The organism is Pseudoalteromonas piscicida, assembly GCF_002208135.1.
Classification (GTDB): Bacteria; Pseudomonadota; Gammaproteobacteria; order Enterobacterales; family Alteromonadaceae; genus Pseudoalteromonas; species Pseudoalteromonas piscicida_A.
Genome location: NZ_CP021646.1, coordinates 3,188,334 through 3,212,672, shown reverse-complemented (window position 1 = coordinate 3,212,672; position 24,339 = coordinate 3,188,334). Strand labels below are relative to the sequence as shown.

Here is a 24,339-nt window from a genome sequence, read left to right as displayed (position 1 = left end):
ATTCAGTTGCAAAAGCATCCTTAAGCAAGGATTAACAAATGGAATTTTTAATTTCTAATTTGAAAGTATGACGTGATTATCCGGTCAAAAAAAATAGCATTTTTTCATCTCTCCACTTTTTTCCACCAAATTCATGATCTTCCACAAATCCCGCGATTTTTCTGGCTTTCAAAGGCGTTAAAGGCACCGACTGAGCTTGACAAAAGTGCTTGTCAAGCCCTAGACTGTTCTTCTGTGGTAAAAAGTGGGTTTTAGTGGATCAAACTGGATCAACCAACTTAGAAATAGGATCACGCATGTTTCGAGGTGCAAGTTCGCTAGCTTTGGATGACAAAGGGCGTTTTGCGGTACCAACTAAGTACCGTCAACCGCTGCTGTCCGAAGATCAGGGAACCGTTATTTGTACTATTGCGATCAACGAACTGTGCTTGTGGCTCTACCCACTTTCCGAATGGCTAGAAATTGAGACCAAACTAAGTCGCATCTCTAACACCAACCCCAGAGTGAGACGCTGGCAGCGGATGTTGCTAGGTCATGCTACGGAATACCAGCTAGACAAGAATGGCCGGATTTTACTGGCGCCTTCATTGCGGTCCCATGCGCAATTAGGCAAAAAGATCATGCTAGTTGGGCTACTTAATAAATTTGAAATTTGGGACGAAGAACGCTGGTATCAGCAAATGCAGGCGGATACCGAAATTGAACACTCAGGAAACTTTGAGGAAAGCCCTGAACTGGAAAACTTTTCCTTGTAGGGGTAAACAAATTAATGAGCGAAGAGTTTAAGCATATTTCGGTACTAATGACCGAAACCCTAGATGCCTTAGCAATTAACCCTGAAGGTACATATATCGACGGGACCTTTGGTCGTGGTGGGCACTCGGGTGAAATCCTCAAAAGATTGTCGACTGGGCGTTTACAAGCGATAGATCAAGATCCGCAAGCGATTAAGGCAGCTGAAAAGTTTGCCGATGATGCACGTTTTTCGATTGCGCGCAGTCGTTTCTCGCAAATTAAATCCGTCGCGGAACAAGCCGGTATTTTAGGTCAGGTTGATGGTATCTTATTGGACATCGGTGTGTCTTCACCTCAGCTTGATGATGCAGACCGTGGCTTTAGTTTTATGAAAGACGGCCCACTGGATATGCGTATGGATCCAGATTCAGGCCGCAGCGCTGCGCAGTGGTTAGCTGAAGCTGAACTCGAAGAAATGGTGTTTGTGATCAAAAAGTATGGCGAAGAAAAATTTGCCACCCGTATTGCTCGTAAAATCATTGAAGTGCGTGAGCACACCGCGATTACAACTACAGCGCAATTAGCGCAATTGATTGATGAAGCTGTGCCTGTCAAAGACAAACACAAGCATCCTGCGACTCGCACTTTCCAAGCTATCCGTATTTATATTAACAGCGAGTTAGAAGAAATTCAGACTGCATTGCAAGCGTCACTCGAGGTGTTAAAGCCTGGTGGCCGTTTAGTGGTGATCTCGTTCCACTCTTTAGAAGATCGCATTGTAAAGCAGTTTATCAAGAAGCAGAGTAAGGGAGAGGCGATACCCAGAGGTCTGCCTTTAACGGATGAACAACTTAAACAAAATCTCACCTTAAAGGCAGTGGGTAAAGCCATTAAGCCTAGCGATGCGGAGATTGCACAAAACCCACGCTCGCGAAGCTCAGTATTAAGAGTGGCGGAGAAGCTTTAAATGAATGCAGGTAAGCAACGTCAACCGAATCTATTTGCAGAAATTGGCTATTACATCATTGCTAATAAGTTGACGGCATTCTTGCTACTTACAATTTTGATTTCTGCACTCGCCGTAGTGCAAATTACCCATTTAACTCGCCAACAGTTGATACAGCAGGATGAGTTATTACAACAGCGCGATGAGTTAGACCTACAATGGCGTTACCTCGTTGTGGAAGAAGAGTTTTACTCGCAGCACGCAAGGATAGAAGAGATAGCGAAGATGCAGCTAGAGATGAAACGCCCAACTAGTAAAGATGAACAGGTGATTGTGCTGCCATGAATAAACCGAAGCAAAAAACTCAATCTATTATCACCTGGCGCTTTGCTTTAGTTTGCGGTGTGATGCTAACCGTATTTATGACCCTTGTGGCACGCGCTGCATTTTTGCAAGTAATTGAGCCTGACAAGGCAATTGAAGAAAATGAAAAGCGCACCGTGCGGGTAGAGAAACTCAATGTACAACGAGGCATGATCTTCGACCGCAATGGCAAAGAGCTGGCGGTGAGTGTGCCAGTAGTGAGTGTCTATGCTGATCCCCTAGCTATTGATAAGGCGCTTGCCAAAAAAGTGCTGCGTAAAGCCCGTAAAGAAGGTGAAGATTATAAAGCACTGGAGCAAAACGACGCTGAGCTGAAAATACGAAAACAAGCTTGGTATGATGATGAGCTCAGGTGGAAAGAGCTTGCAGATGTGCTCAGACTCAAACCAGAAAATGTCGATGAACGGCTTCGGGGAGACCCAAGCCGTCGTTTTGTCTATTTGAAGCGTCAAGTGACGGCGGTTGTCGCCAACTATATTCGTCAAATGCGTCTGCCGGGCGTGCACTTGCTTGACGAGTCCAAACGCTTCTATCCAAGTGGTGAAGTAACGGCGCACATGATTGGTGTAACGGATATCGATGGTAAAGGTATCGAAGGTGTCGAGCGCATGTTTGACTCTGCATTAACCGGAACGGCTGGTAAACGCACCATTCGTAAAGATGCGCAAGGTCGTGAAGTGCAAGTGCTCTCAGAAGAGCAGCGTGTTGAGCCTGAAGATGTTTACTTGAGTATCGACTTACGGATCCAAGCCATTGCCTATCGAGCATTGAAATCAGCAGTACTGAGCTACAAAGCAACGTCAGGATCGGCGATGGTTGTTGATGTTCACACTGGCGAGATTCTAGCCTTAGTGAATAGCCCAAGCTTTAATCCTAATGACCTAAGTACTGCAGCACCTTATAAACGTCGTAATCGCGCCATGACTGACTTATTTGAGCCCGGTTCAACATTAAAGCCTTTAGCGGTATTAGCGGGTTTAAATTATGGTGCGGTTAAGGCAACAGACACGATAGATACTTATCCTGGTTGGATGAACTTAAGCGGTGGCTTAGTGAAAGACACACGCAATAATGGTGAGCTGAGCTTAAGAGAAATCCTTAAAATTTCCAGTAACATGGGTGTTGCGAAGATCTCGCAAATGCTACCAAAAGAATATTTTATCAATTTATACCAAGAAGTGGGCTTTGGTGAGCCAACCGGCTCAAATATGATTGGTGAAAGCGCTGGTCTATTTTATCCAAACCGCCGTTGGTCTAACTTTGAAATAGCAACACTATCCTATGGTTATGCGGTATCAGTAAGCACAGCACAGATGGCAAGACTTTACGCTATGTTTGGAGCGGGAGGCATCTTGCGACCACTCACCATTGTGAAGCAGGATGAAATCCCTGAAGGTAAGCGCATTTTTAGCGAACAAGATACGTACGCAGTGGTAGAAATGATGGAATCAGTATTTGAACGTGGTGGGACAGCTCACAACGTAAAGGTTGATGGATACCGTGCCGCTGGTAAAACAGGGACTTCAGAAAAAGCGGTCGCGGGTGGCTATGGTGATGAGTATGTTGGTTATTTCGCAGGTGTTGCACCGGTAAGCGACCCTAGGCTTGCCGTTGTGGTGATGGTGAATGAACCTGCGGGAGACGTTTACTATGGAGGTCAAACCGCAGGACCTGCTTTTGCTGAAATTATGTCTAATGCACTGAGGATTTTAAACGTAGCACCTGATAAAGAGCGTGTGGCTTATATTTCTGGAGCAGATAACGATGCGTGATTTGGCTCAGGTACTCAGTGATTATGGTGTCAACATTGCCTCTATTGAGGTTGAGCATCTACGTATAGACAGCCGAGCGATTGAGCCGGGTGATTGTTTTGTCGCACTGCAAGGTCATGCCCAAGACGGTGCTAAATATGCCGCCAGTGCCGTAGCACAAGGTGCTAAATGTGTGCTTGCTGAAACGGGAAGTGAGCTTAATATCGCACCAGAGCAAGCGATTTTTATCGATAATCTTGCCAATAAATTGGCTGCAATTGCAGCGCAGTTTTATGCTTACCCGAGTAAAAAGCTCAAACTCACAGGTGTTACTGGCACCAATGGTAAATCTACCACGACAGCGATGATCGCTAATTTAGCAAGCCTAACTGGTGGCACCGGTGCGGTGATAGGTACGCTTGGTTATGGTCAACCTGATGATCTTATTCCGCTGGCAAACACCACACCGTCAAACGTGGATTTACAACGTATTTTGGCGTTTTTACAGCAACAATATGATCAAGTCGCGATGGAAGTATCTTCCCATGGTTTGGTGCAAGGTCGAGTTGATGAATGCGACTTTGATGTGGCTGTTTTCACCAATTTGACGCGCGATCACTTAGATTATCACGGCGATATGCAAAGCTACGCAGAAGCCAAAAAGCTGCTATTCACTCGCTATGCGCCAAATCACAAAGTCATTAACATTGACGACGAAGTTGGCGCAAGCTGGGTCGATGAGTTCAGCGACGACACCATGGTTGTTTACGGTCGCTGGAGTGAAGCGCATAGCTACCAACAATACGTATTCTTTGATGCCGTGTCGGCACACCCAAACGGCTTATCGGCGACGTTAAAAACCAGCTGGGGTGAATGTGAAGTCTGTGTGCCACTGTATGGTGAGTTTAATCTTTATAATTTAGCTGCTGCGATTGCGACTTTACTATTGCAAGGTGCAAGTCTTGAAGCATTAAGCGAAGCATGCAGCCAACTCGCGCCGGTTGCAGGACGCATGCAGCCATTTAGTGCCCCTGAAAAGCCTACCTGTATTGTCGATTATGCCCATACACCAGACGCTTTGGCACTTGCACTACAAGCCTTGCGAGCACATGTACCGGGCGAACTTATCTGTGTGTTTGGTTGCGGTGGTGACAGAGATAAAGGTAAACGTCCCGAAATGGCGCGAGCTGCTGAGAAATATGCAGATAAATTAGTGATCACCAGCGATAATCCACGAAGTGAAGATCCCAATTTAATCATTGATGACGTTAAGGCAGGACTCATCCACCCTGAGTATGCTGTCTGCCAGCCTGATAGAGGGCTAGCCATTCAACACGCGATAGACCTAGCTGATGAAAACAGCGTGGTGCTAATAGCGGGGAAAGGGCACGAGGATTATCAAATTATAGGTACTGAGCGCATTGATTTTTGTGATAGACAATGCGTTGCAGCGATTTTACGAGGGGAAAAGGCATGATCAAGATGGATTTTTCTTGGCTTGCAGCAGTCTTAAAAACCCCTTACGACGGGGAGAATTTGGCAGTCGCCAATATTAATACTGATACCAGAACAATACAGTCTGGTGAGGTGTTCTTAGCACTTAAAGGGCCTAACTTTGACGGCCACCGCTTTTTGGCTGTGGCCAAAGCGCAAGGTGCTATTGCAGCTATTGTTTCTGAGCACGATGAAGAGATCGATTTACCACAGTTTGTTGTTGCAGATACGCGCATTGCTTTAGGCCAAATTGGTCGAGCAGTAATTGAAACCGTTGCCCCTAAAACCATTGCTATTACCGGCAGTGTCGGTAAAACCACAGTGAAAGAAATGTGTGCGGCGATTTTGGCGCAAAAAGGCAAAGTCCTTGCGACGAAAGGTAATTTTAATAACGACATCGGGGTACCGTTGACGCTATTGCGCTTAAGTGAGGATGACGAATACGCGGTGATAGAACTTGGCGCTAACCACTTGGGTGAGATTGCTTATACCACAGCATTAGTGAGCCCAGACGTGGCGACAGTGTGTAATGTCGCACCAGCCCACATCGAAGGGTTTGGTTCAATTGATGGCGTAGGAAAAGCGAAAGGTGAGATTTTCTCAGGCCTAAAAGCTGACGGTGTTGCAGTCATCAATGCGGATAGTGATTATGCTCAGATGTGGCAGGAAAGCTTAACTGTTTCTAAAGTGAAACGTTATAGCTTAAATGCTCAGCTTGATATTTGGGTGGAAGCAATCGAGTTGGATGAGCTAGCTCGCCCTACCTTTACGCTATGCCAGGGTGAAGAGCGTACCACCATTAGTTTACCGCTTAGTGGCCAGCACAATGTTGGCAATGCGCTGATTGCGGCCGCATTGACAACCGAACTTGGCGCAAGCTTAAGTGAGGTGGCAACGGGTCTTGGACAAATGGCTGAAGTAAAGGGCCGCGTCAACATGATCCAAGTCTCGGACACGCTGCGTGTCGTCGATGACACCTACAATGCGAATGTGAAATCTGTCAACGCGGCGATTGATTTACTGGCGTCTATGTCTGGCTATAAAGTATTGGCGTTGGGTGATATGGCAGAACTAGGTGAAGATGCCCGCGAATATCACCGTGAAGTCGGCGAGTATGCTAAGCAGCAAGGCATTGATGAATTGTTTTCATTGGGGGTGCTGAGTAGTAGCGCAAGCAATGTATTCGAAAAGCCAAATCGTCATTTCTCGACTCGCGAGAATTTAATGAAGGCGTTACGGCTTGTATTGGCCGAACAATCAGGACAATGTACCGTTATCGTTAAAGGATCACGTAGTGCGCGGATGGAACTGCTCGTTGAAGAATTAGTAAACGCTGGCCAGTCGGATAGCGAGACAGGAGAAGTATCATGTTAGTTTGGCTAGCCGAGTATCTTACCCAATATTATTCTGGGTTTAACGTATTTTCTTACCTTACTTTGAGGGCGATTTTAGGCATTTTAACGGCCTTACTGATTTCGTTGTATTTTGGCCCTAAACTCATCGCTGCATTGCAGCGTATGCAGATTGGTCAGACCGTACGTGATGATGGCCCGGAGTCGCATTTATCCAAGTCGGGTACCCCAACCATGGGTGGACTCTTGATTCTGGCTGCGATCTTTACCAGTACGCTACTGTGGGGCGACCTTAGCAACAAATATGTATGGGTGACGTTATTTGTTATTGGCAGCTTAGGTATTGTTGGGTTCGTGGATGATTACCGCAAGGTGATCAGAAAAGACAGTAAAGGCCTAATTGCACGTTGGAAATACTTTTGGCAGTCGGTTATTGCGATCTCTACGGCGGCATTTTTGTACTTTACGTCCACCAGCGCTGCAGAAACCACGTTAGTTGTACCATTTTTGAAAGATGTATTACCACAACTTGGTTTGTTCTATTTAGTCATGAGCTACTTTGTGATTGTGGGTACGTCAAACGCAGTTAATTTAACAGATGGTTTGGATGGACTCGCCATTGTTCCGACCATTTTGGTTGCTTCTGCACTTGCCATCATTGCTTACGTGACTGGTAACGCGAATTTCTCAAGCTACCTTCATATTCCTCATTTACCACTCACAAGTGAATTGGTTGTGGTATGTACGGCGATTGTTGGCGCAGGTCTTGGTTTCTTATGGTTTAACACCTATCCGGCACAAGTTTTTATGGGCGATGTAGGTTCATTGGCGTTGGGTGGTGCACTCGGGATCATCGCTATTTTAGTACGCCAAGAGTTAGTGCTGATTATTATGGGTGGTGTATTTGTGATGGAGGCATTATCCGTCATTTTACAGGTAGGGTCTTACAAACTCAGAGGTCAGCGGATCTTTAGAATGGCCCCTATTCACCATCATTACGAATTAAAAGGATGGCCTGAGCCGCGCGTGATAGTCCGTTTTTGGATCATCTCGATTATCTTGGTTTTGGCCGGTCTTGCGACGTTGAAGATTAGATAATGACGTATATTGAGCAATTACAGAAAAAGCATGTCACGGTACTGGGACTTGGAGTCACAGGACAGGGGATTGTGCGTTTTTTGCTGTCGCACGGTATTAATCCAAAAATGGTTGATAGTCGTCCTGTGCCTCCGGGCTCGGATTGGCTAAGTCACAACGCACCTGAATGTGAAGCGGTATTTGGCAATCTTGCTGATGCCGCTTTGGCGCAAACAGATCTGATTATTATCAGTCCAGGGGTCCCGCTTTTTGAACAGAGCGTTGCCGCGGCCATTGCCGAAGGCGTCGAGGTCATTGGCGATATTGAGCTATTTGCTCGCCTTAATACTCGTCCAGTGATTGCCGTTACGGGCTCTAATGGTAAGTCCACCGTTGTTACGCTGGCGACAGAAGTATTGAAAGCCGCAGGGCTGAAAGTGGGGCTTGGCGGCAACATTGGCACGTCGGTGCTGTCATTGTTAGAGCAGCCGCATGACGTTTATGTGCTAGAGCTGTCTAGTTTTCAGCTTGAAACCACACATAGTCTCGCTTGTCTGTCGGCAATGATCCTCAATATTACTGAAGATCACATGGATCGTTATCCTGATTTTCAAGCTTATATTGGCGCGAAGCAGCGTATTTATCAGCATGTCGAACATACTGTTTTTAACGCTGAAGATCATTATACCTTTGCGCAGCATGGGCAAGGCAGCAGTGTATCCCTCACTGAGGGGGATTACCATTTAATGACCTTTGATGGTGAGCCGCATTTCGCACACAAACAAACACCACTATTACCAGTAAAAACGTTGGCGATGGTAGGGCGACATAACCAATTTAATGCTCTGGCAGTATTGGCGTTATTAGCGCCGATGCAATTGCCTATGCAGGCATTTGCTACCGCGTTTGCAAGTTTCACGGGTTTACCTCATCGTTGTCAGTTGGTTGCCGATGTTGCAGGGGTTCGTTACTTCAACGATTCAAAAGCAACCAATGTTGGCTCGACGGTCGCCGCTATTGATTCTTTGGCGACAGGCCGCAAGAATATTATTTTGATCGTGGGGGGGACGCCAAAGGTGCAGATCTTTCGCCACTCAAGACGCCACTAAACGCGCATTGCAAAGCGCTATTTTGTTTCGGACAAGACGGCGCACAGTTTATGCCATTACTGCGCAATAGCCATCAAGTTAACAATCTCGAAGAAGCAGTATTAGCCGCAAAAACAATAGCGACCAATGGTGATATTGTGCTACTAGCACCAGCCTGTGCCAGCATAGACATGTATCCAAACTATATGGCGCGTGGAGATGAGTTCGTCCGTTTAGTGGAGGAACATGCTTGATTAACGTCGCTGATATCAAAGAGGCGCTAACGCCTCGCCAGTCCGAGAGCTTATTTGACGTACCTTTGATGTACTGCATGCTCATGCTTATTGGAGTGGGATTTGTGATGGTGACAAGTGCTTCTATGCCGGTTGCTGAGCGACTATTTGATAATCCTTTTCACTTTACTATTCGTCACGTTATCTTTTTAGTGGGCTCGTTTATTCTCTTTTGGTTTGCGACGAGTGTGCCAATGACGTGGTGGAAACGCAGTAATCCATATTTGCTGCTTTTTGGTTTGGTACTGTTAGTGGCGGTACTCATTATTGGTCGCGAAGTAAATGGTGCAAGACGCTGGATCCCGCTTGGTCCTTTTGGTTTGCAAGTTGCGGAGGCATCTAAGTTATTTTTCTTCAGCTATATTGCCGGCTACTTAGTACGTAAACGCGATGAAGTACAAGAAAACATTAAAGGCTTCGCTAAGCCAATGATTGTGTTTGCGGCATATGCGTTCTTAATTTTGATGCAGCCGGATTTAGGCACTGTGGTTGTGATGTTTGTGACGACCGTTGGCCTTTTGTTTTTAGCCGGTGCAAGACTTTGGCAGTTTTTTACATTAATGCTTACCGGCGTATCTTTAGTTGTGCTGCTTATCATCATTGAGCCATATCGTATGAAGCGTGTCGTGGGCTTTTTAAATCCTTGGGAAGATCCATTCGGTGCCGGTTATCAATTGGTACAATCGCTAATGGCATATGGCCAAGGCGGTTGGTTTGGTCAAGGTCTAGGCAACAGCATTCAAAAACTACAGTATTTACCGGAAGCACATAACGACTTTATTTTTGCTGTAATAGCCGAAGAGCTCGGCTTTATTGGTGTATTCAGCATCATTATTTTACTCGGTGTCTTGGTTACGCGAGCGCTCTTTATCGGGCAAAAGGCCCTTAAAGCAGGCAAAGAATACGAAGGGTATTTTGCTTTGGGTATTGGTATTTGGTTTGCCTTTCAGGCGGTCGTTAATATTGGTGCGAGCGCTGGCATTTTACCCACTAAAGGCTTAACGCTGCCGTTTGTTTCTTATGGTGGCTCTAGCCTTTGGGTGATGACAATCGCGGCAGGCATTTTACAGCGCATAGACTTTGAGACAAAAATGTCGACAAGGCAGGCAACATCCCGTGGAGGTAGACGATGACAAAACGTCTTCTAGTGGTCGCGGGCGGTACAGGTGGACATATTTTTCCAGGTATTGCAGTGGCACAATTTTTACAGACGCAGGCTTGGCAAGTCAGCTGGGTTGGCACTGCTGACAGAATGGAGGCTGATGTCGTGCCGCGTTACGGTTTTGAAATTGATTTCATTGCCATGAAAGGCGTCCGTGGTAACGGAGTCAAACGATTGCTGAGCGCCCCATTTATGGTGTTAAAAGCGGTACTCGCAGCAAAGCGTATTTTACAACAGCGTAAACCTGATGTGGTATTAGCTATGGGAGGATATGTAACAGGCCCTGTAGGTGTCGCCGCGAAACTGCTTGGGATCCCTTTGGTGATCCATGAGCAAAACGCGGTTGCGGGTATGAGCAACAAGTTGTTGGCGAAAATTGCAAGTCGCGTATTGGCTGGTTTTCCAGGCGCATTCAGTGAAAAGCTCGCTCAGGTTGTGGGGAATCCAGTGCGTGCAAGTGTTGCTGACATTAGCGATAAACCCATTTCGGTGCCGTTAAACCTATTAATTGTTGGTGGCTCACTAGGTGCAAAAGCACTGAATGAAACAGTGCCAGAAGGGCTTAAGTTACTTCAGCAACAGGTGGCTAGTATCGCATTAACTATTCGCCATCAAAGCGGTAAACATAACCAAGACGATACACAACAACGATATGAAAGTGCAGGCATTAATGCTGAGGTCAGCGAGTTCATTCATGATATGGATGCCGCATACGCTTGGGCTGATCTGGTTATTTGCCGTGCAGGCGCTTTAACTGTGAGTGAAATAGCCGCTGCTGGGAAAGCTGCGGTTTTTGTGCCTTTCCCACATGCCGTTGACGATCATCAAACGGCTAATGCGCAATTTTTAGTGTCGGCCGGGGCTGCGTATATATTGCAGCAATCTGCACTTACGGCAGAAACGTTGGCAGCTACACTAAAACCACTTGTTATTGAGCCGCAAAAGATTGCGACGATGGCTGCAAAAGCGAGACAATGCGGTAAGTCGGAGGCAACGTCGAAAGTTGCCCAAATTTGTACAGAATTATCGAACTAGGATATTAAATGGAAGCTTCAAGCAGAAGAGCAATGCGACGTATCAACACCATCCACTTTATCGGAATTGGTGGTGCTGGTATGGGTGGGATTGCAGAAGTGCTGGCCTTTGAAGGTTACCGAATTACAGGCTCAGATATCGCCAAAAGTACGATGACAGAGCGATTAGCAAATATGGGGGCCGAGATCTTTATCGGCCACCAAGCTGACAATGTAAAAACGGCCGATGTGGTTGTGGTATCGAGTGCAATCAACGACCAAAACCCAGAGATCCAAGCGGCGAAGGCAAATCGTACGCCCATCGTTCGTCGCGCAGAAATGCTCGCTGAGTTGATGCGTTTTCGTCACGGGATTGCGGTGGCAGGAACACATGGTAAGACCACAACAACGAGCCTGATTGCAAGTATTTTTGCGCGGGCTGAGCTGGATCCAACCTTTATTATTGGTGGCTTGCTCAACAGTGCTGGCAGTAATGCCAAGGTGGGTAGCAGTGAATACCTTATCGCGGAAGCGGATGAGAGTGACGCATCATTTTTGCATTTGCAGCCGATGGTGTCGGTAGTAACAAATATCGAAGAAGACCATATGGATACTTACGATGGTGACTTTGAAAAAATGAAAGACACCTACATCGAATTTATCCATAACTTACCATTTTATGGTTTGGCGGTGGTGTGTATCGATTCGCCAGTCGTGAGAGAATTATTGCCACGCTTCGCAAGGCCGACAATCACGTATGGTGAGGCTAACGATGCGGATTATCAGTTACTGGACTTCAAGCAAACACAAAGCGAATCACACTTTAAAGTCAGAACCAAAGACGGTGAGTTACTTGAAGTGACGCTAAATATGCCAGGTAAGCACAATGCATTGAACGCGCTGGCATCTATTGCGGTTGCAAAAGATCACAATATTGAAAACGAAGCGATTTATCAGGCATTAGCCAATTTCGAAGGGATAGGGCGTCGTTTTCAGCATTACGGCTCATTCAATAATGAAGTGGGTGAGGTGATGTTGGTTGATGATTATGGCCACCACCCGTCTGAGGTTGCGATGACGATAAAAGCGGCGAAGTCTGGTTGGCCTGATAAGCGTTTGGTGATGATTTATCAGCCACATCGCTACAGTCGAACACGTGATTTATATGAAGATTTCGTAAAAGTGCTTTGCGATGTTGATAAACTGCTGCTGTTAGATGTATATAGTGCCGGTGAAGCGCCGATAGTCGGTGCGGATAGTAAAAGTTTGTGTCGTAGCCTCCGTCAACGTGGCGTTGAACCTATTCATATCAGCGACCATAGTGAATTGGCGCAAGTGTTGGCAAACACCATGGAAGATGGTGATTTAGTGTTGACGCAAGGGGCTGGCAATATTGGTCAAATCGTGAAGCAGTTAGCCGCAACTGGGCTATCGATAGCGCAGCTAAAACAGAGTGAATTATGAGTAGTCAGTTTGGAAAAGTAGCCGTATTACTTGGCGGTAGTTCAGCAGAGCGAGAGGTGTCGCTAAAGTCTGGTAATGCAGTGTTAAATGCCTTCGTTAATCAAGGCGTTGATGCAATCGCTTTTGATCCTGCAGAACGTAATTTATGGCAACTTAAAGACCTAGGTGTGGATCGCGTATTCATTGCACTGCATGGCCGTGGCGGTGAAGATGGTACTATTCAAGGTGCGCTTGAGTTTATGGGAATACCATATACAGGAAGTGGTGTACTTGGTAGTGCGCTTGCAATGGATAAAGTCCGCTGTAAGCATCTATTTCAGTCTGCCAAGTTAAGTACGGCACCTTATGCTGTCGTAAGTAAAGAGACGGGGTTTGATGCTAAGGCGCTGATAGCAGAGTTTGGTAAAGTCATGGTAAAGCCAAGCCACGAGGGCTCAAGCATAGGTATGGCTCAGGCTGACAGCGAAGAAACCTTGACTGCGGCACTCAATAATGCTTTTAAGTTTGACGACCAAGTCCTCGTTGAACAATGGATCACTGGACGTGAGTTTACCGTGTCTATGCTCGGTAAAGAGGCATTGCCTGTTATTGAAATGCGTACGCCTCGTGGTTTTTACGATTATGAAGCGAAGTACCAAGTTAACAGTACAGAGTATTATTGTCCGGCGGATATTAGCGCTGCACACACTGAGCAATTACAAGTGATGGCAAAGCACGCTTTTGAATTGGTTGGTGCCACTGGTTGGGGACGTGTTGACGCCATGCAAGATGAGCAAGGTCATTTCTATCTACTCGAGGTAAATACCGTACCTGGTATGACCGAAAAGTCGTTGGTGCCGATGGCAGCAAAAGCAACGGGTGTAAGTTTTGAACAATTAGTTGTTCGCATTTTGGAGCAAACGCTTTAATATGCGAGCATTTTTGGCAGGGTTGAAGCTGATCAGTTCTAGAGTGAACTGGCCCCTTTTTTGGGGACTTAGCTTCTTCTTTGTGGTGATTTTTACATTGATAAGAGGAACATACTGGGTAAGTGATTGGTTAGTTGCACATCATGATGCGCAGCTAAAAACACTCAAAGTACTCGGTAAGCCGCATTACACCAATGAAAATGACATTGTAGCGGCAATTAAAACCGCAGATTTAAATAGTTTTTTTGAGCTTGATGTAAAAGCAGTCCACAAAGCGGTAAAGTCTTTACCTTGGATTGCCACAGTATCAGTCAGAAAACAATGGCCGGATACGTTGCAGGTATATGTCGTGGAACATAAGCCGGTTGCGCATTGGAATAGCGATTCGTTACTCACTGATGATGGCGAAGTGTTCCAAGCAAGTAGTAACAAATTGCCGCAAGGGTTGCCTGAATTATACGGCCCTGAAGGGAGTGCTGAAGAAGCATGGCAAACATTTAAACAATTTAAAGCCTTGCTGGCAGTAAATCAGTTTACTTTGGAAAGTTTGGCGCTTTCAGAGCGATTTGCTTGGCAGCTATGGTTGGACAATGGGATCCGCTTAAATTTAGGGCGTGAAGATAAAGCCAAACGAGTACAACGTTTTATTGACGTGTATCCACGTATGGAACGCCCCGAAGGTAAAGTAATAGATGTCATTGATTTACGCTACGACACGGGACTGGCAGTGAGTTGGAAAGAACCTACTGAGCAGCAAGAACAACAAAATAACAAGAGTGAAGCATGACAAAGTCGGCAGAAAGAAACTTAGTGATTGGATTAGATGTTGGCACATCAAAGGTCGTCGCCACAGTTGGGGAGATCACTGTGGACAATCAACTTAGTATTGTCGGTGTTGGACGCCAAGAGTCTCACGGCATGGATAAGGGCGGGGTAAATGATTTAGACCTTGTTTCTGAGTCTATTAAACGCGCCGTAGATGAAGCAGAACTAATGGCTGATTGTAGAATAAGCTCGGTTTATTTGGGGATCTCAGGCAAACATATTCAGTGTCAAAACGAAAGTGGCGTGGTGGCAATAAACAACGCTGAAGTCACAGACGATGATATAGCCAATGTTATTCACATTGCGCGCTCTGTACCTATGTCTGCTGAACGCAAAATGCTGCATTCATTGCCGCAAGAATATAGCATCGACATGCAAGAGGGGATCAAAAACCCTCTGGGTATGAGTGGTGTTAGGATGGAAGCGAAAGCACATATCATCACGTGCTCGAATGATATGGCGAAAAATATTGAAAAATGTGTTGAACGTTGTGGTTTGCAGGTAGACCAATTAACGTTTAACGCCTTGGCATCATGTTATTCGGTGTTAACTGAAGATGAAAAAGAGCTTGGTGTTGCAGTATTAGATATTGGTGGTGGCACCATGGATATTGCGATTTATGTTAATGGTGCACTGCGCCATACTGCCGTGATCCCGGTTGCGGGTAATCAGGTAACTGGTGATATAGCAAAAATATTTAGAACACCTATTTCGCATGCCGAGTCTCTAAAAGTACAATATGCCTTCGCGTCGAGCCAAATGGCGTCAAGTGAAGAAACCATCGAAGTACCAAGTGTTGGTGGACGTCCTGCTCGGGTCATGTCTCGCCATACTTTGTCTGAAGTGGTAGAGCCAAGATTTAGAGAACTGTTTGAGCTTGCACAAGAAGAATTACGTCGCTCAGGTTTTGAAGATCAAATAGCGGCAGGTCTTGTTATCACTGGCGGTAGTGCCAAGATGCAAGGTGCACAAGAAGTTGCAGAAGATATATTCCAAATGCCGGTAAGAATAGGGAAACCAATTGGCATAAAGGGATTAACAGATTATGTGGATGACCCTGCATATGCAACGGCGGTAGGTTTGTTACAATACGGCCGATCACTACAATCGATGAATGCACAGAAGTCGAAGGTAGATGCAGAGGGGAGTTGGTGGAACCGTGTTACAAAATGGTTCCAAGGCGAGTTTTAATACTCAAGTCGGAGAGTGAAGATGTTTGATATTATGGAACAGCACAGCGAAGAAGCTGTCATTAAAGTCATCGGTGTCGGTGGCGGCGGCGGTAACGCCGTAGAACACATGGTAAACCAAGAAATTGAAGGTGTACGTTTTATCGTAGCGAATACTGACGCACAAGCGTTACGTCGTTCTTCAGCGGATATTACTGTACAGCTGGGTACTCAAATTACCTCAGGTCTAGGAGCCGGCGCGAACCCAGAAGTGGGCCGCAGCGCAGCAGAAGAAGATCTAGAAACCATCAAGAGCAGCCTTGAAGGTGCAGACATGGTATTTATCGCAGCCGGTATGGGCGGCGGTACAGGTACCGGTGCCGCACCTGTTGTTGCACGCGCAGCAAAAGAACTTGGTATTCTGACTGTGGCTGTAGTAACGCGTCCTTTCGATCTTGAAGGTAAAAAGCGTATGGCTGCGGCTGAGCAAGGTATTGCTGAGTTGTCAGAAATTGTAGACTCACTTATTACAATTCCAAACAACAAATTGCTTAAAGTTCTTGGTAAAGGGACTACACTGCTAGATGCCTTCGCTAAGGCAAATGACGTGCTTTATGGTGCGGTACAAGGCATTGCAGAGCTGATCACACGTTCAGGTCTAATCAACGTTGACTTTGCGGATGTTAGAACCGTAATGTCAGCAATGGGTACTGCAATGATGGGAACGGCTTCGGCAACAGGTCCTGATCGTGCACAAGAAGCAGCGGAAGCGGCGATTTCTAGCCCGCTTTTAGAAGATGTTGACCTAACTGGCGCGAAAGGTATTTTGGTAAACATCACGGCTGGCATGGACATTACTATCGAAGAGTTTGAGGTCGTTGGTAACCATGTTAAAGCGTTGGCGTCTGAGAACGCGACTGTGGTAGTGGGTGCTGTTATTGACCCTGAAATGAGCGAAGAGCTAAGAGTAACCGTAGTTGCTACAGGCCTAGGCGGTGACCGTCGTCCGCAGTTTGGTATTGTAGACAATGGCTTTAGGCAAGCTTCTGGCTCGGACGCGGTAGGTGGTTCACAAACTAGCTCACAAACAAGCATGTATGTGCCAAGCTTTACGCAACCACAAACGTCGGCGGCAGAACCTGAGCAGCCAGCTGAAGCGCCAGCACCACAAGTGCAAGAGCAGAAATCGCAACAGCCTTCTAGTTCAACAAGCGCGAAAGGCAAAGACAGTAAAGAAAAAGGTGACTACTTCGATATTCCGGCTTTTTTACGTAAACAGTCAGACTAAAGTTGGTATAAAAAACAAACAGAGATTGGCAGTTTGGTGGAACTATGTTATACTCCGCCGCCTATCTAGAATTTAAGTGGGCGAATATATGATTAAACAACGTACGATTGCACAAGTCGTTAAAGCCACAGGTGTAGGTTTACACAAAGGTGAAAAGGTCACGATCACTCTCCGACCAGCTGGTGTGAATACAGGTGTTGTATTTCGCCGCGTTGATCTAGACCCAGTTGTTGATTTTGAAACAACACCGGAAGCTGTGGGCGACACGCAACTGTGTACGTGTTTAACAAATAAAGACGGCGTTCGCTTGTCTACTACCGAGCATTTGATTGCCGCGGTAGCTGCGCTTGGGATTGATAATCTTATCGTAGAGCTAGACAGCGCCGAAGTGCCTATTATGGATGGCAGTGCATTGCCATTCATCTACTTAATTCAAAAAGGCGGTATTGAAGAGCAAAACGCTGCCAAGCGCTTTATTCGCATCAAAGAAAAAGTGCGTGTTGAAGATGGTGACAAGTGGGCTGAAATTGAACCTTACGATGGTTTCCACATCGACTTTGAAATCGACTTCAATCACCCTGCGATCAATGCTAGCCGCCAACGTATTGGATTAGACATTACCGCTCAAAGCTTTACTGAAGAAATCAGTCGTGCGCGTACTTTTGGTTTTATGCGTGATATCGAATACATGCATGCAAACAATCTAGCCTTAGGTGGCAGTATGGACAATGCAGTTGTTTTAGACCAGTTTAAAGTATTAAACCCAGATGGTCTGCGCTATGCGGATGAGTTTGTTAAACACAAAATCTTAGACTGTGTTGGTGATATGTTTATGGCAGGTCACAACATCTTAGGTAAGATTTCATGCTATAAGTCGGGCCACGGCCTAAACAATATGTTGCTTCGTGAAATCATGGCAACTGAGTCAGCATGGGAATGGGCAACATTCGAAGAGCCAGTCAGTATGCCAGCACCAGGAATGGAAGCGGGTATCAATACCGCAACGGCATAACTCCTTCAGGCTAATACAATTTGATAAAAAATGACGCTACGGCGTCATTTTTTTTGCGCGGTGTTTGCGTGTTTAGCGAGTTTTTCTAGTTTTGCCTTGAGCGACGGTGGCGCGGATTGCGCCAGCGCAAGCAAATGCTCGCCAGTGGCTTGGCTCATACTTCTATTCGCTTGATAGGTCGATGATTGGGATTCTACCTTGTTGGTGAGGCGCTGCTGAGCTTCTGGGTTGGTGGTGATTTTCACTAGTGCACAATCGTGCAACCCAACTTTTCTAAATGCACTGAGAATATCCATTTTCATAAAGTTTAACCGAGTAGCAAGCGTAGCGGAGGCTGCTTCTATCGTCAGTGTGCCATCTCGATAGTGGGCTACGCGGCACTTTTTACTCAAAATTGCCCCGAGTGTCTCTTCCAGACAGCTCTGTAATTGTGCCGCTTGAGCACTTTTTTGGCCATACTGATTGAGTTTATCTGACCATCCACCCATCACTTCATCAAGTGGTTTTGGATTGTAGCGATTTTTAGTCAATGACTTACTTCCCAAGGTTGAAAAATAAAAAATAACCGCCATATCGGGATAATACGGAGTCAAGTTACTCCGTACTGGTGGTTTCTCAGTCTACTAAGTATATCAGAGACAAATTTTTGAGAAATCCAAAAGTACCAACATTTGTTGTCGAAAGCGCTTAGCTCTATGCTCGAATAGATGAGCCGAGCTAGGTGTCAACTAAACTTTATCACTTGCAACGGTACGCTTACGCCTAACAGTAAAGGTTTCTTGCAATTGAACTAGGTATTATTTACCCAATAAGGTTTGCAGAAACAAAGAGTCTGGTATGATAGGGCATAATTTTAACTCGGCAAGATACAAAATGCTCACTCCTAAATTGGCAAAATGAAAACCGTAATTTAGGAACGCTTTTGTCGCCAACAGGACAAGCGCGACCCAGTCTTAATAACTTTAGTTTAGAGGTGTGGGTCAGCCAATACACAGAGTGAAACGGTTTAAACATGTTAGCTAATATTTTTACCAAAATTTTTGGTAGTCGTAATGATCGCACCATCAAAAACCTAAGAAAAACAGTCGCTTTAATCAATGCGTTAGAAGAACAATACGGCAAATTAAGCGATGAGGAACTAAAAGCAAAAACGGCTGAATTTAAACAGCGTATTGAGCAAGGTTCAACGCTAGATGATTTATTACCAGAGGCGTTCGCTACGGTGCGTGAAGCATCTAAGCGCGTATTTGGAATGCGTCATTTCGATGTACAAATGATTGGTGGTATGGTGCTGCACCAAGGCCGTATTTCAGAAATGAGAACGGGTGAAGGTAAAACACTAACAGCAACATTACCTGCGTATTTAAATGCGGTTTCAGGTAAAGGTGTGCACGTTATTACCGTCAACGACTACTTAGCTAAACGTGATGCTGAGACAAACCGTCCACTCTTTGAATTTCTAGGTCTTACTGTTGGTTGTAACGTGCCAGGCATGATGCCACAGCAGAAAAAGCAAGCGTATGCCGCCGATATCACTTACGGCACCAATAACGAATTCGGCTTTGACTACCTACGCGATAATATGGCGTTTAGTGTTGAAGAACGTGTGCAACGTCCACTTAACTATGCTGTTGTGGATGAGGTGGATTCGATCCTAATTGATGAAGCGCGTACACCACTTATTATTTCTGGTCCTGCTGAAGATAGCTCTGAGCTTTATGCCGAAATCAATAAAATTGTGCCTGATCTTGTGCAACAAGAAAAAGAGGACGAAGAAGGCGTTGAAGGCGATGGTGACTTCACGATTGATGAAAAAGGTAAACAAGTTCACCTTACCGAACGTGGTCAAATCAAAGTTGAAGAATTACTGACCGAACGTGGTCTGATTGAAGAGGGGGATTCTCTTTACTCGGCAGGTAATATTTCACTACTTAGCCATGTTTACGCAGCACTTCGTGCTCACAAGCTATATCAAAAAGACGTTGATTACGTTGTAAAAGATAACGAAGTTATCATCGTTGACGAGCACACTGGCCGTACGATGGAAGGACGTCGTTGGTCTGAGGGTCTTCACCAAGCCGTTGAGGCGAAGGAAGGGGTTCGTATTCAGAACGAAAACCAAACCTTGGCTTCAATCACGTTCCAGAATTATTTCCGCTTGTACAACAAGCTTGCAGGTATGACAGGTACAGCAGACACTGAAGCGTTCGAGTTCCAGTCAATCTATGGCCTAGATACCGTAGTTATCCCAACCAATAAACCTATGGTTCGCGATGACCGTGCAGATCTTGTATATTTGACGCAAGAAGAGAAGTTTGAAGCCATTCTTGAAGACATTCGCTCTTGCCAAGAACGTGGTCAGCCTGTATTGGTGGGTACGGTATCTATCGAAAGTTCTGAGTATCTTTCTCACTTCCTTCGCAAAGAAAAAATTGAGCATAACGTACTGAATGCTAAATTCCACGCGCAAGAAGCAGATATTATCGCGGATGCGGGTCTACCGGGAAAAGTGACGATTGCGACGAATATGGCTGGTCGTGGTACGGATATCGTACTGGGTGGCAGCTGGCAGTCGGATGTTGAAAAATTAGAAAACCCATCAGAAGAGCAAGTAGCAGAAATTAAAGCCGCTTGGAAAGAGCGTCATGATGCAGTACTGGCTTCTGGTGGTTTACATATTATTGGAACTGAGCGTCACGAATCTCGCCGTATCGACAACCAGTTGCGTGGTCGTGCAGGTCGTCAAGGTGATGCCGGTTCAAGCCGTTTCTACCTATCGATGGATGACGCATTGATGCGTATCTTCGCAGGTGAGCGTATGACTAACATGATGCGCAAACTAGGTATGCAACGTGGTGAAGCCATTGAACACCCATGGGTTAACCGTGCCATTGAAAACGCACAGCGTAAAGTGGAAGCGCGTAACTTTGATATTCGTAAACAATTACTTGAATACGATGATGTTGCTAACGATCAACGTAAAGTGGTTTACGAACAACGTAACGAACTACTTGAAGAAGGTGATATCTCAGAGACGATCACGGCTATTCGTGAAGACGTACTGAATGCGACCATCGATCAGTATATTCCACCACAGAGCCTAGCGGAAATGTGGGATATTCCAGCACTTGAAGAGCGCTTGAAAAATGATTTCCATGTTGAGCTTCCGATTGCAAAATGGCTTGAAGAAGACAGCAAGTTGTATGAAGAAATGCTACGCGATCGTATCGTAGAAGACGTAGACAAGGCGTACAAGCAAAAAGAAGAGATGGTAGGCCCAGATGTGCTACGTCACTTCGAAAAGGCAGTTATGCTACAAAGCCTAGATCAGCATTGGAAAGATCACTTAGCAGCAATGGATCATCTTCGCCAAGGTATTCATCTACGTGGCTATGCGCAGAAGAATCCGAAGCAAGAATATAAGCGTGAGTCGTTTGAGTTATTCTCACAAATGCTTGAAAACTTGAAGATTGACGTTGTTGGCGTACTAAGTAAAGTTCAGGTTCGTGCTGAGGAAGATGTTGAGAAGGTTGAAGAACAACATCGAAAGAGTGAGCAAGCACCGCGTGAATATCAACACGAAGAAGTTGAGCGCGTGGGCGGTGAAACGCCTGAGGGGGCGGTTGTTGCTGAGCGCACAGAGCCAAAAGTTGGTCGCAATGAGCCATGTCCTTGCCAATCAGGTAAGAAGTTTAAGCAGTGTTGCGGCAAACTAAAATAATTGTCTAAATCTAAATCTAAATTTGTATAAAAAGCGACGCTAAGTCGCTTTTTTTATGGAGAAAATGATGCAAAAAAAACGTGTTGAAGTCGCTGTTGGTGTGATTGAAAAAAATCAGCAAATCTTTGTCTGCTTAAGAGGTGAAGAGCAACATCAAGGTGGACTTTGGGAATTCCCTGGCGGGAAAATGGAAGCGGGTGAAGATGTCTTTTCGGCATTGAAGCGTGAGTTACAAGAAGAGGTTGGCATTGAGATCTATCGTTCATCTGAGCTAATGCGCATTGAGCATGATTATGCTGATAAAGCCGTATGCTTATACATTCATCATGTTGAGGACTTTTCCGGTGAAGCTCATGGCGCAGAAGGACAGCCTTCTAAATGGGTTGCAGTTGAGCAGTTGCACGAGCTCGCGTTTCCTGAAGCCAACAAGGCAATCGTGGAACTATTGCAAACTCGCTAATATCAGTGACAAACTTTGTTACTAAATTCAGCACTCAGAGTCATAGTCATTCACTATGTGCATCGGTAGACTAGTGAATGATCGCTTACATGCGAAATTCTATCAGGGGAACAAAAATGAAGAAACTATCACTGACTGCTGCGAGCGTTGCACTCGCATTGGGATTGATTGGTTGTAGTGAACAACCGCAAACACAACAACAAAAACCAGCGGAACAAGCCGAAGCACAAAAGGCGGCTTTGAATTCTGGTATCGAATTGGAAAATATTGATAAATCAGTGCGCCCACAAGATGACTTCTATTATCATGTGAATGGTCACTGGTTAGAAAAAACCAAAATCCCTGCTGATAAGTCAAATTATGGTTCTTTCTCACAGCTTTATGATGAGTCGCAAAAAGCACTACGTAAAGTACTTGAAGATGCTGCAAACAACACATCAGCTAAAGCGGGTAGCGATGAACAGAAGCTGGGTGCGTTTTATCAAAGCTATATGGATGAAGGTGCTAGGAACGAGCTGGGCTTAAACCCGGTTAAGCCTTATCTGAAAGAAATTCAAGACCTGAAGAATAAGTCAGAGCTACCAACTATCTTTGCTAAAATGCGTTTAACGGGTGCAAGTACACCGTTTGGTTGGTACGTTAATAATGATGCTAAGAATTCAAGCGAAAATGCACTTTACATGTTCCAGTCAGGGCTTGGCTTACCTGACCGTGATTACTACCTGAAAGATGAAGAAAAATTCAGTAAAATTCGTGAACAGTACCAGCTTTACATCGAACAGTTGTTAGCAAAGGCTGGTCATAAAAATCCAGGTCAAGCTGCACTGAATATTGTTGCATTAGAGAGGCAAATTGCCGAAGCGCAATGGACACGCGTTGAAAGCCGCGATGCGACTAAAACCTATAACAAGCTAAGCAATGATGCATTTAATCAATTAATGCCAGACTTTGATACATCAGCGTTTTTAAGCGCACTTGGTATTAAAACGGATTCACTTATCGTAAGCCAGCCAAGTTTCTTTGAGGCGCTGTCAAAAATCATTGCAGATTCAAAGCTAGAGACATGGCAAGACTACTTAACATTCCACTTTACCAATGACTACGCAGAGCTACTAAGTAAAGATGTAGTTGACCTTAAATTTGGGTTCTTTGGTAAAACATTGACGGGTGTAGAGGAACAAGCGCCAACGTGGAAAAAAGCAGTAGATGCAAGTAATTCGGTACTTGGTGAAATGCTAGGCAAGATATACGTTAAGTCGTATTTCCCACCAGAAGCTAAGGCAAGAATGGAAGAGTTGGTTGCCAATCTTATTAAAGGATTTGATCAAGCGATTGATGGTCTTGAGTGGATGAGTGCTGAAACTAAAGTAGCGGCAAAAGATAAGCTCAATAAGTTTACGCCTAAGATTGGTTACCCTGACAAATGGAAAGACTATTCAGCGCTTGAGATCAATCCTGATGATCTAGTTGGTAACTATGTACGCTATAGCCAATTTGCTAATCAGGAAATGATCGACAAGCTGGGTAAACCAGTCGACCGTGGCGAGTGGTTTATGACACCGCAAACGGTGAATGCATATTACAATCCAGTGAATAACGAGATTGTATTCCCAGCTGCGATTTTACAACCACCATTTTTTAACCTCGAAGCGGATGATGCTGTCAACTACGGTGCAATCGGTGCGGTTATCGGTCACGAGTTAGGCCACGGCTTTGACGACCAAGGTGCGAAGTATGACGGTGATGGTAACCTACGTAATTGGTGGAGTGAGTCTGACCTTGCACAATTCGAAGCGCGTAGCCAAAAACTGGTTGAGCAATTTAATGGCTTCAAACCATTTGAAGATGCCGGCGTAAACGGTCAACTTACACTAGGTGAAAACATTGGTGATTTAGGCGGTCTAACTGTCGCTTATAAAGCGTACCAAATTTCACTAGGTGATAAGAAGGCGCCAGTTATTGACGGTTATACTGGGGAGCAGCGCTTCTTTATGGGCTGGTCACAAATTTGGCGTCGTAAATACCGCGATGAAGAGCTGCGTAATCGTCTGATGACAGATCCGCATTCACCAAGTCATTATCGAGTGATTGGTGTGCTGCCAAATATGCCTGAGTTCTACAAGGCATTTGATGTGAAAGAAGGCGATAAAATGTATCTTAAGCCAGAAGATAGAGTGAAAATCTGGTAATTTCACAT

The 24,339-nt window shown here is 45.3% G+C and carries 19 protein-coding genes and 1 pseudogene; 19 read left to right on the top strand and 1 reads right to left on the bottom strand.

Going from position 1 to position 24,339, the window contains the following annotated elements; genetic code table 11:
- The first annotated feature begins 296 nt into the window (after positions 1 to 296).
- The 16 genes and pseudogenes from mraZ (at position 297) to lpxC (ending at position 17,961) form a co-directional block, all read left to right on the top strand.
- A complete protein-coding gene (gene mraZ / locus B1L02_RS14890; protein ID WP_088531657.1) occupies positions 297 to 755 on the top strand; it encodes a division/cell wall cluster transcriptional repressor MraZ in 459 nt (152 codons plus the stop codon).
- A gap of 14 nt (positions 756 to 769) precedes the next feature.
- A complete protein-coding gene (gene rsmH / locus B1L02_RS14885) occupies positions 770 to 1,702 on the top strand; it encodes a 16S rRNA (cytosine(1402)-N(4))-methyltransferase RsmH (RefSeq protein WP_088531656.1) in 933 nt (310 codons plus the stop codon).
- Complete coding sequence (ftsL, locus tag B1L02_RS14880) at positions 1,703 to 2,026, top strand: cell division protein FtsL (protein WP_088531655.1); 324 nt, start codon at positions 1,703 to 1,705, stop codon at positions 2,024 to 2,026.
- Positions 2,023 to 3,837 carry a peptidoglycan D,D-transpeptidase FtsI family protein gene (locus tag B1L02_RS14875; RefSeq protein ID WP_088531654.1) on the top strand — a complete coding sequence of 605 codons (1,815 nt, stop codon included), beginning with the start codon at positions 2,023 to 2,025 and terminating at the stop codon, positions 3,835 to 3,837. The genes ftsL and B1L02_RS14875 overlap by 4 nt, the downstream gene beginning before the upstream one ends.
- On the top strand, positions 3,830 to 5,293 hold the full coding sequence (murE, locus tag B1L02_RS14870; RefSeq protein WP_088531653.1) for a UDP-N-acetylmuramoyl-L-alanyl-D-glutamate--2,6-diaminopimelate ligase: 1,464 nt from the start codon (positions 3,830 to 3,832) through the stop codon (positions 5,291 to 5,293). Before B1L02_RS14875 ends, murE begins: the two co-directional genes overlap by 8 nt.
- Complete coding sequence (locus B1L02_RS14865; RefSeq protein WP_088531652.1) at positions 5,290 to 6,684, top strand: UDP-N-acetylmuramoyl-tripeptide--D-alanyl-D-alanine ligase; 1,395 nt, start codon at positions 5,290 to 5,292, stop codon at positions 6,682 to 6,684. Before murE ends, B1L02_RS14865 begins: the two co-directional genes overlap by 4 nt.
- Positions 6,678 to 7,760, top strand: a complete 1,083-nt coding sequence (gene mraY, locus B1L02_RS14860; protein WP_088531651.1) for a phospho-N-acetylmuramoyl-pentapeptide-transferase — start codon at positions 6,678 to 6,680, stop codon at positions 7,758 to 7,760. Before B1L02_RS14865 ends, mraY begins: the two co-directional genes overlap by 7 nt.
- Positions 7,760 to 9,081, top strand: a pseudogene (gene murD / locus B1L02_RS14855) (UDP-N-acetylmuramoyl-L-alanine--D-glutamate ligase). The gene mraY and the pseudogene murD overlap by 1 nt, the downstream one beginning before the upstream one ends.
- Positions 9,078 to 10,253 (top strand): cell division protein FtsW, encoded by a 1,176-nt coding sequence (ftsW, locus tag B1L02_RS14850; RefSeq protein ID WP_088531650.1) that lies wholly within the window; start codon positions 9,078 to 9,080, stop codon positions 10,251 to 10,253. Before murD ends, ftsW begins: the two are co-directional and overlap by 4 nt.
- Positions 10,250 to 11,317, top strand: coding sequence for an undecaprenyldiphospho-muramoylpentapeptide beta-N-acetylglucosaminyltransferase (gene murG, locus B1L02_RS14845; RefSeq protein ID WP_088531649.1), 1,068 nt, complete (start codon positions 10,250 to 10,252; stop codon positions 11,315 to 11,317). The genes ftsW and murG overlap by 4 nt, the downstream gene beginning before the upstream one ends.
- Before the next feature lie 8 nt (positions 11,318 to 11,325).
- Positions 11,326 to 12,759, top strand: coding sequence for a UDP-N-acetylmuramate--L-alanine ligase (gene murC / locus B1L02_RS14840; protein WP_088531648.1), 1,434 nt, complete (start codon positions 11,326 to 11,328; stop codon positions 12,757 to 12,759).
- Positions 12,756 to 13,667: a D-alanine--D-alanine ligase gene (locus B1L02_RS14835; protein WP_017217162.1), complete on the top strand. Its 912-nt coding sequence runs from the start codon at positions 12,756 to 12,758 to the stop codon at positions 13,665 to 13,667. Before murC ends, B1L02_RS14835 begins: the two co-directional genes overlap by 4 nt.
- A 1-nt stretch (position 13,668) precedes the next feature.
- Complete coding sequence (locus tag B1L02_RS14830; RefSeq protein WP_088531647.1) at positions 13,669 to 14,454, top strand: cell division protein FtsQ/DivIB; 786 nt, start codon at positions 13,669 to 13,671, stop codon at positions 14,452 to 14,454.
- Complete coding sequence (gene ftsA / locus B1L02_RS14825) at positions 14,451 to 15,683, top strand: cell division protein FtsA (protein WP_010605798.1); 1,233 nt, start codon at positions 14,451 to 14,453, stop codon at positions 15,681 to 15,683. The genes B1L02_RS14830 and ftsA overlap by 4 nt, the downstream gene beginning before the upstream one ends.
- 21 nt (positions 15,684 to 15,704) lie before the next feature.
- The gene (gene ftsZ, locus B1L02_RS14820) at positions 15,705 to 16,949 is read left to right on the top strand and encodes a cell division protein FtsZ (RefSeq protein WP_088531646.1); all 1,245 of its coding nucleotides are present in this window, start codon (positions 15,705 to 15,707) and stop codon (positions 16,947 to 16,949) included.
- 88 nt (positions 16,950 to 17,037) lie between these two features.
- A complete protein-coding gene (gene lpxC / locus B1L02_RS14815; protein ID WP_010368639.1) occupies positions 17,038 to 17,961 on the top strand; it encodes a UDP-3-O-acyl-N-acetylglucosamine deacetylase in 924 nt (307 codons plus the stop codon).
- Positions 17,962 to 18,005: 44 nt separating this feature from the next.
- On the opposite strand, the gene B1L02_RS14810 is transcribed toward lpxC, so the two are convergent.
- Positions 18,006 to 18,491, bottom strand: coding sequence for a DUF721 domain-containing protein (locus tag B1L02_RS14810; RefSeq protein ID WP_174694579.1), 486 nt, complete (start codon positions 18,489 to 18,491; stop codon positions 18,006 to 18,008).
- A 482-nt stretch (positions 18,492 to 18,973) separates the two neighbouring features.
- Between B1L02_RS14810 and secA the strand changes: the two genes are divergently transcribed.
- The 3 genes from secA to B1L02_RS14795 all read left to right on the top strand — a co-directional run bounded on the left by secA (position 18,974) and on the right by B1L02_RS14795 (position 24,331).
- Positions 18,974 to 21,682: a preprotein translocase subunit SecA gene (gene secA, locus B1L02_RS14805; protein ID WP_088531645.1), complete on the top strand. Its 2,709-nt coding sequence runs from the start codon at positions 18,974 to 18,976 to the stop codon at positions 21,680 to 21,682.
- 67 nt (positions 21,683 to 21,749) lie between these two features.
- Complete coding sequence (gene mutT / locus B1L02_RS14800) at positions 21,750 to 22,142, top strand: 8-oxo-dGTP diphosphatase MutT (protein ID WP_088531644.1); 393 nt, start codon at positions 21,750 to 21,752, stop codon at positions 22,140 to 22,142.
- A gap of 116 nt (positions 22,143 to 22,258) precedes the next feature.
- The gene (locus B1L02_RS14795) at positions 22,259 to 24,331 is read left to right on the top strand and encodes a M13 family metallopeptidase (protein WP_088531643.1); all 2,073 of its coding nucleotides are present in this window, start codon (positions 22,259 to 22,261) and stop codon (positions 24,329 to 24,331) included.
- Positions 24,332 to 24,339: the final 8 nt, after the last annotated feature.

Excerpts from the sequence above, each read along its gene's own strand:
- B1L02_RS14795 (WP_088531643.1), top strand. The coding sequence starts at position 22,259 with ATGAAGAAACTATCACTGACTGCTGCGAGCGTTGCACTCGCATTGGGA.
- mraZ (WP_088531657.1), top strand. The coding sequence starts at position 297 with ATGTTTCGAGGTGCAAGTTCGCTAGCTTTGGATGACAAAGGGCGTTTT.
- ftsL (WP_088531655.1), top strand. The coding sequence starts at position 1,703 with ATGAATGCAGGTAAGCAACGTCAACCGAATCTATTTGCAGAAATTGGC.
- B1L02_RS14865 (WP_088531652.1), top strand. The coding sequence starts at position 5,290 with ATGATCAAGATGGATTTTTCTTGGCTTGCAGCAGTCTTAAAAACCCCT.
- murG (WP_088531649.1), top strand. The coding sequence starts at position 10,250 with ATGACAAAACGTCTTCTAGTGGTCGCGGGCGGTACAGGTGGACATATT.
- B1L02_RS14875 (WP_088531654.1), top strand. The coding sequence starts at position 2,023 with ATGAATAAACCGAAGCAAAAAACTCAATCTATTATCACCTGGCGCTTT.
- rsmH (WP_088531656.1), top strand. The coding sequence starts at position 770 with ATGAGCGAAGAGTTTAAGCATATTTCGGTACTAATGACCGAAACCCTA.
- lpxC (WP_010368639.1), top strand. The coding sequence starts at position 17,038 with ATGATTAAACAACGTACGATTGCACAAGTCGTTAAAGCCACAGGTGTA.
- mraY (WP_088531651.1), top strand. The coding sequence starts at position 6,678 with ATGTTAGTTTGGCTAGCCGAGTATCTTACCCAATATTATTCTGGGTTT.
- murE (WP_088531653.1), top strand. The coding sequence starts at position 3,830 with ATGCGTGATTTGGCTCAGGTACTCAGTGATTATGGTGTCAACATTGCC.
- mutT (WP_088531644.1), top strand. The coding sequence starts at position 21,750 with ATGCAAAAAAAACGTGTTGAAGTCGCTGTTGGTGTGATTGAAAAAAAT.
- ftsA (WP_010605798.1), top strand. The coding sequence starts at position 14,451 with ATGACAAAGTCGGCAGAAAGAAACTTAGTGATTGGATTAGATGTTGGC.
- B1L02_RS14830 (WP_088531647.1), top strand. The coding sequence starts at position 13,669 with ATGCGAGCATTTTTGGCAGGGTTGAAGCTGATCAGTTCTAGAGTGAAC.
- secA (WP_088531645.1), top strand. The coding sequence starts at position 18,974 with ATGTTAGCTAATATTTTTACCAAAATTTTTGGTAGTCGTAATGATCGC.
- murC (WP_088531648.1), top strand. The coding sequence starts at position 11,326 with ATGGAAGCTTCAAGCAGAAGAGCAATGCGACGTATCAACACCATCCAC.
- ftsZ (WP_088531646.1), top strand. The coding sequence starts at position 15,705 with ATGTTTGATATTATGGAACAGCACAGCGAAGAAGCTGTCATTAAAGTC.
- B1L02_RS14835 (WP_017217162.1), top strand. The coding sequence starts at position 12,756 with ATGAGTAGTCAGTTTGGAAAAGTAGCCGTATTACTTGGCGGTAGTTCA.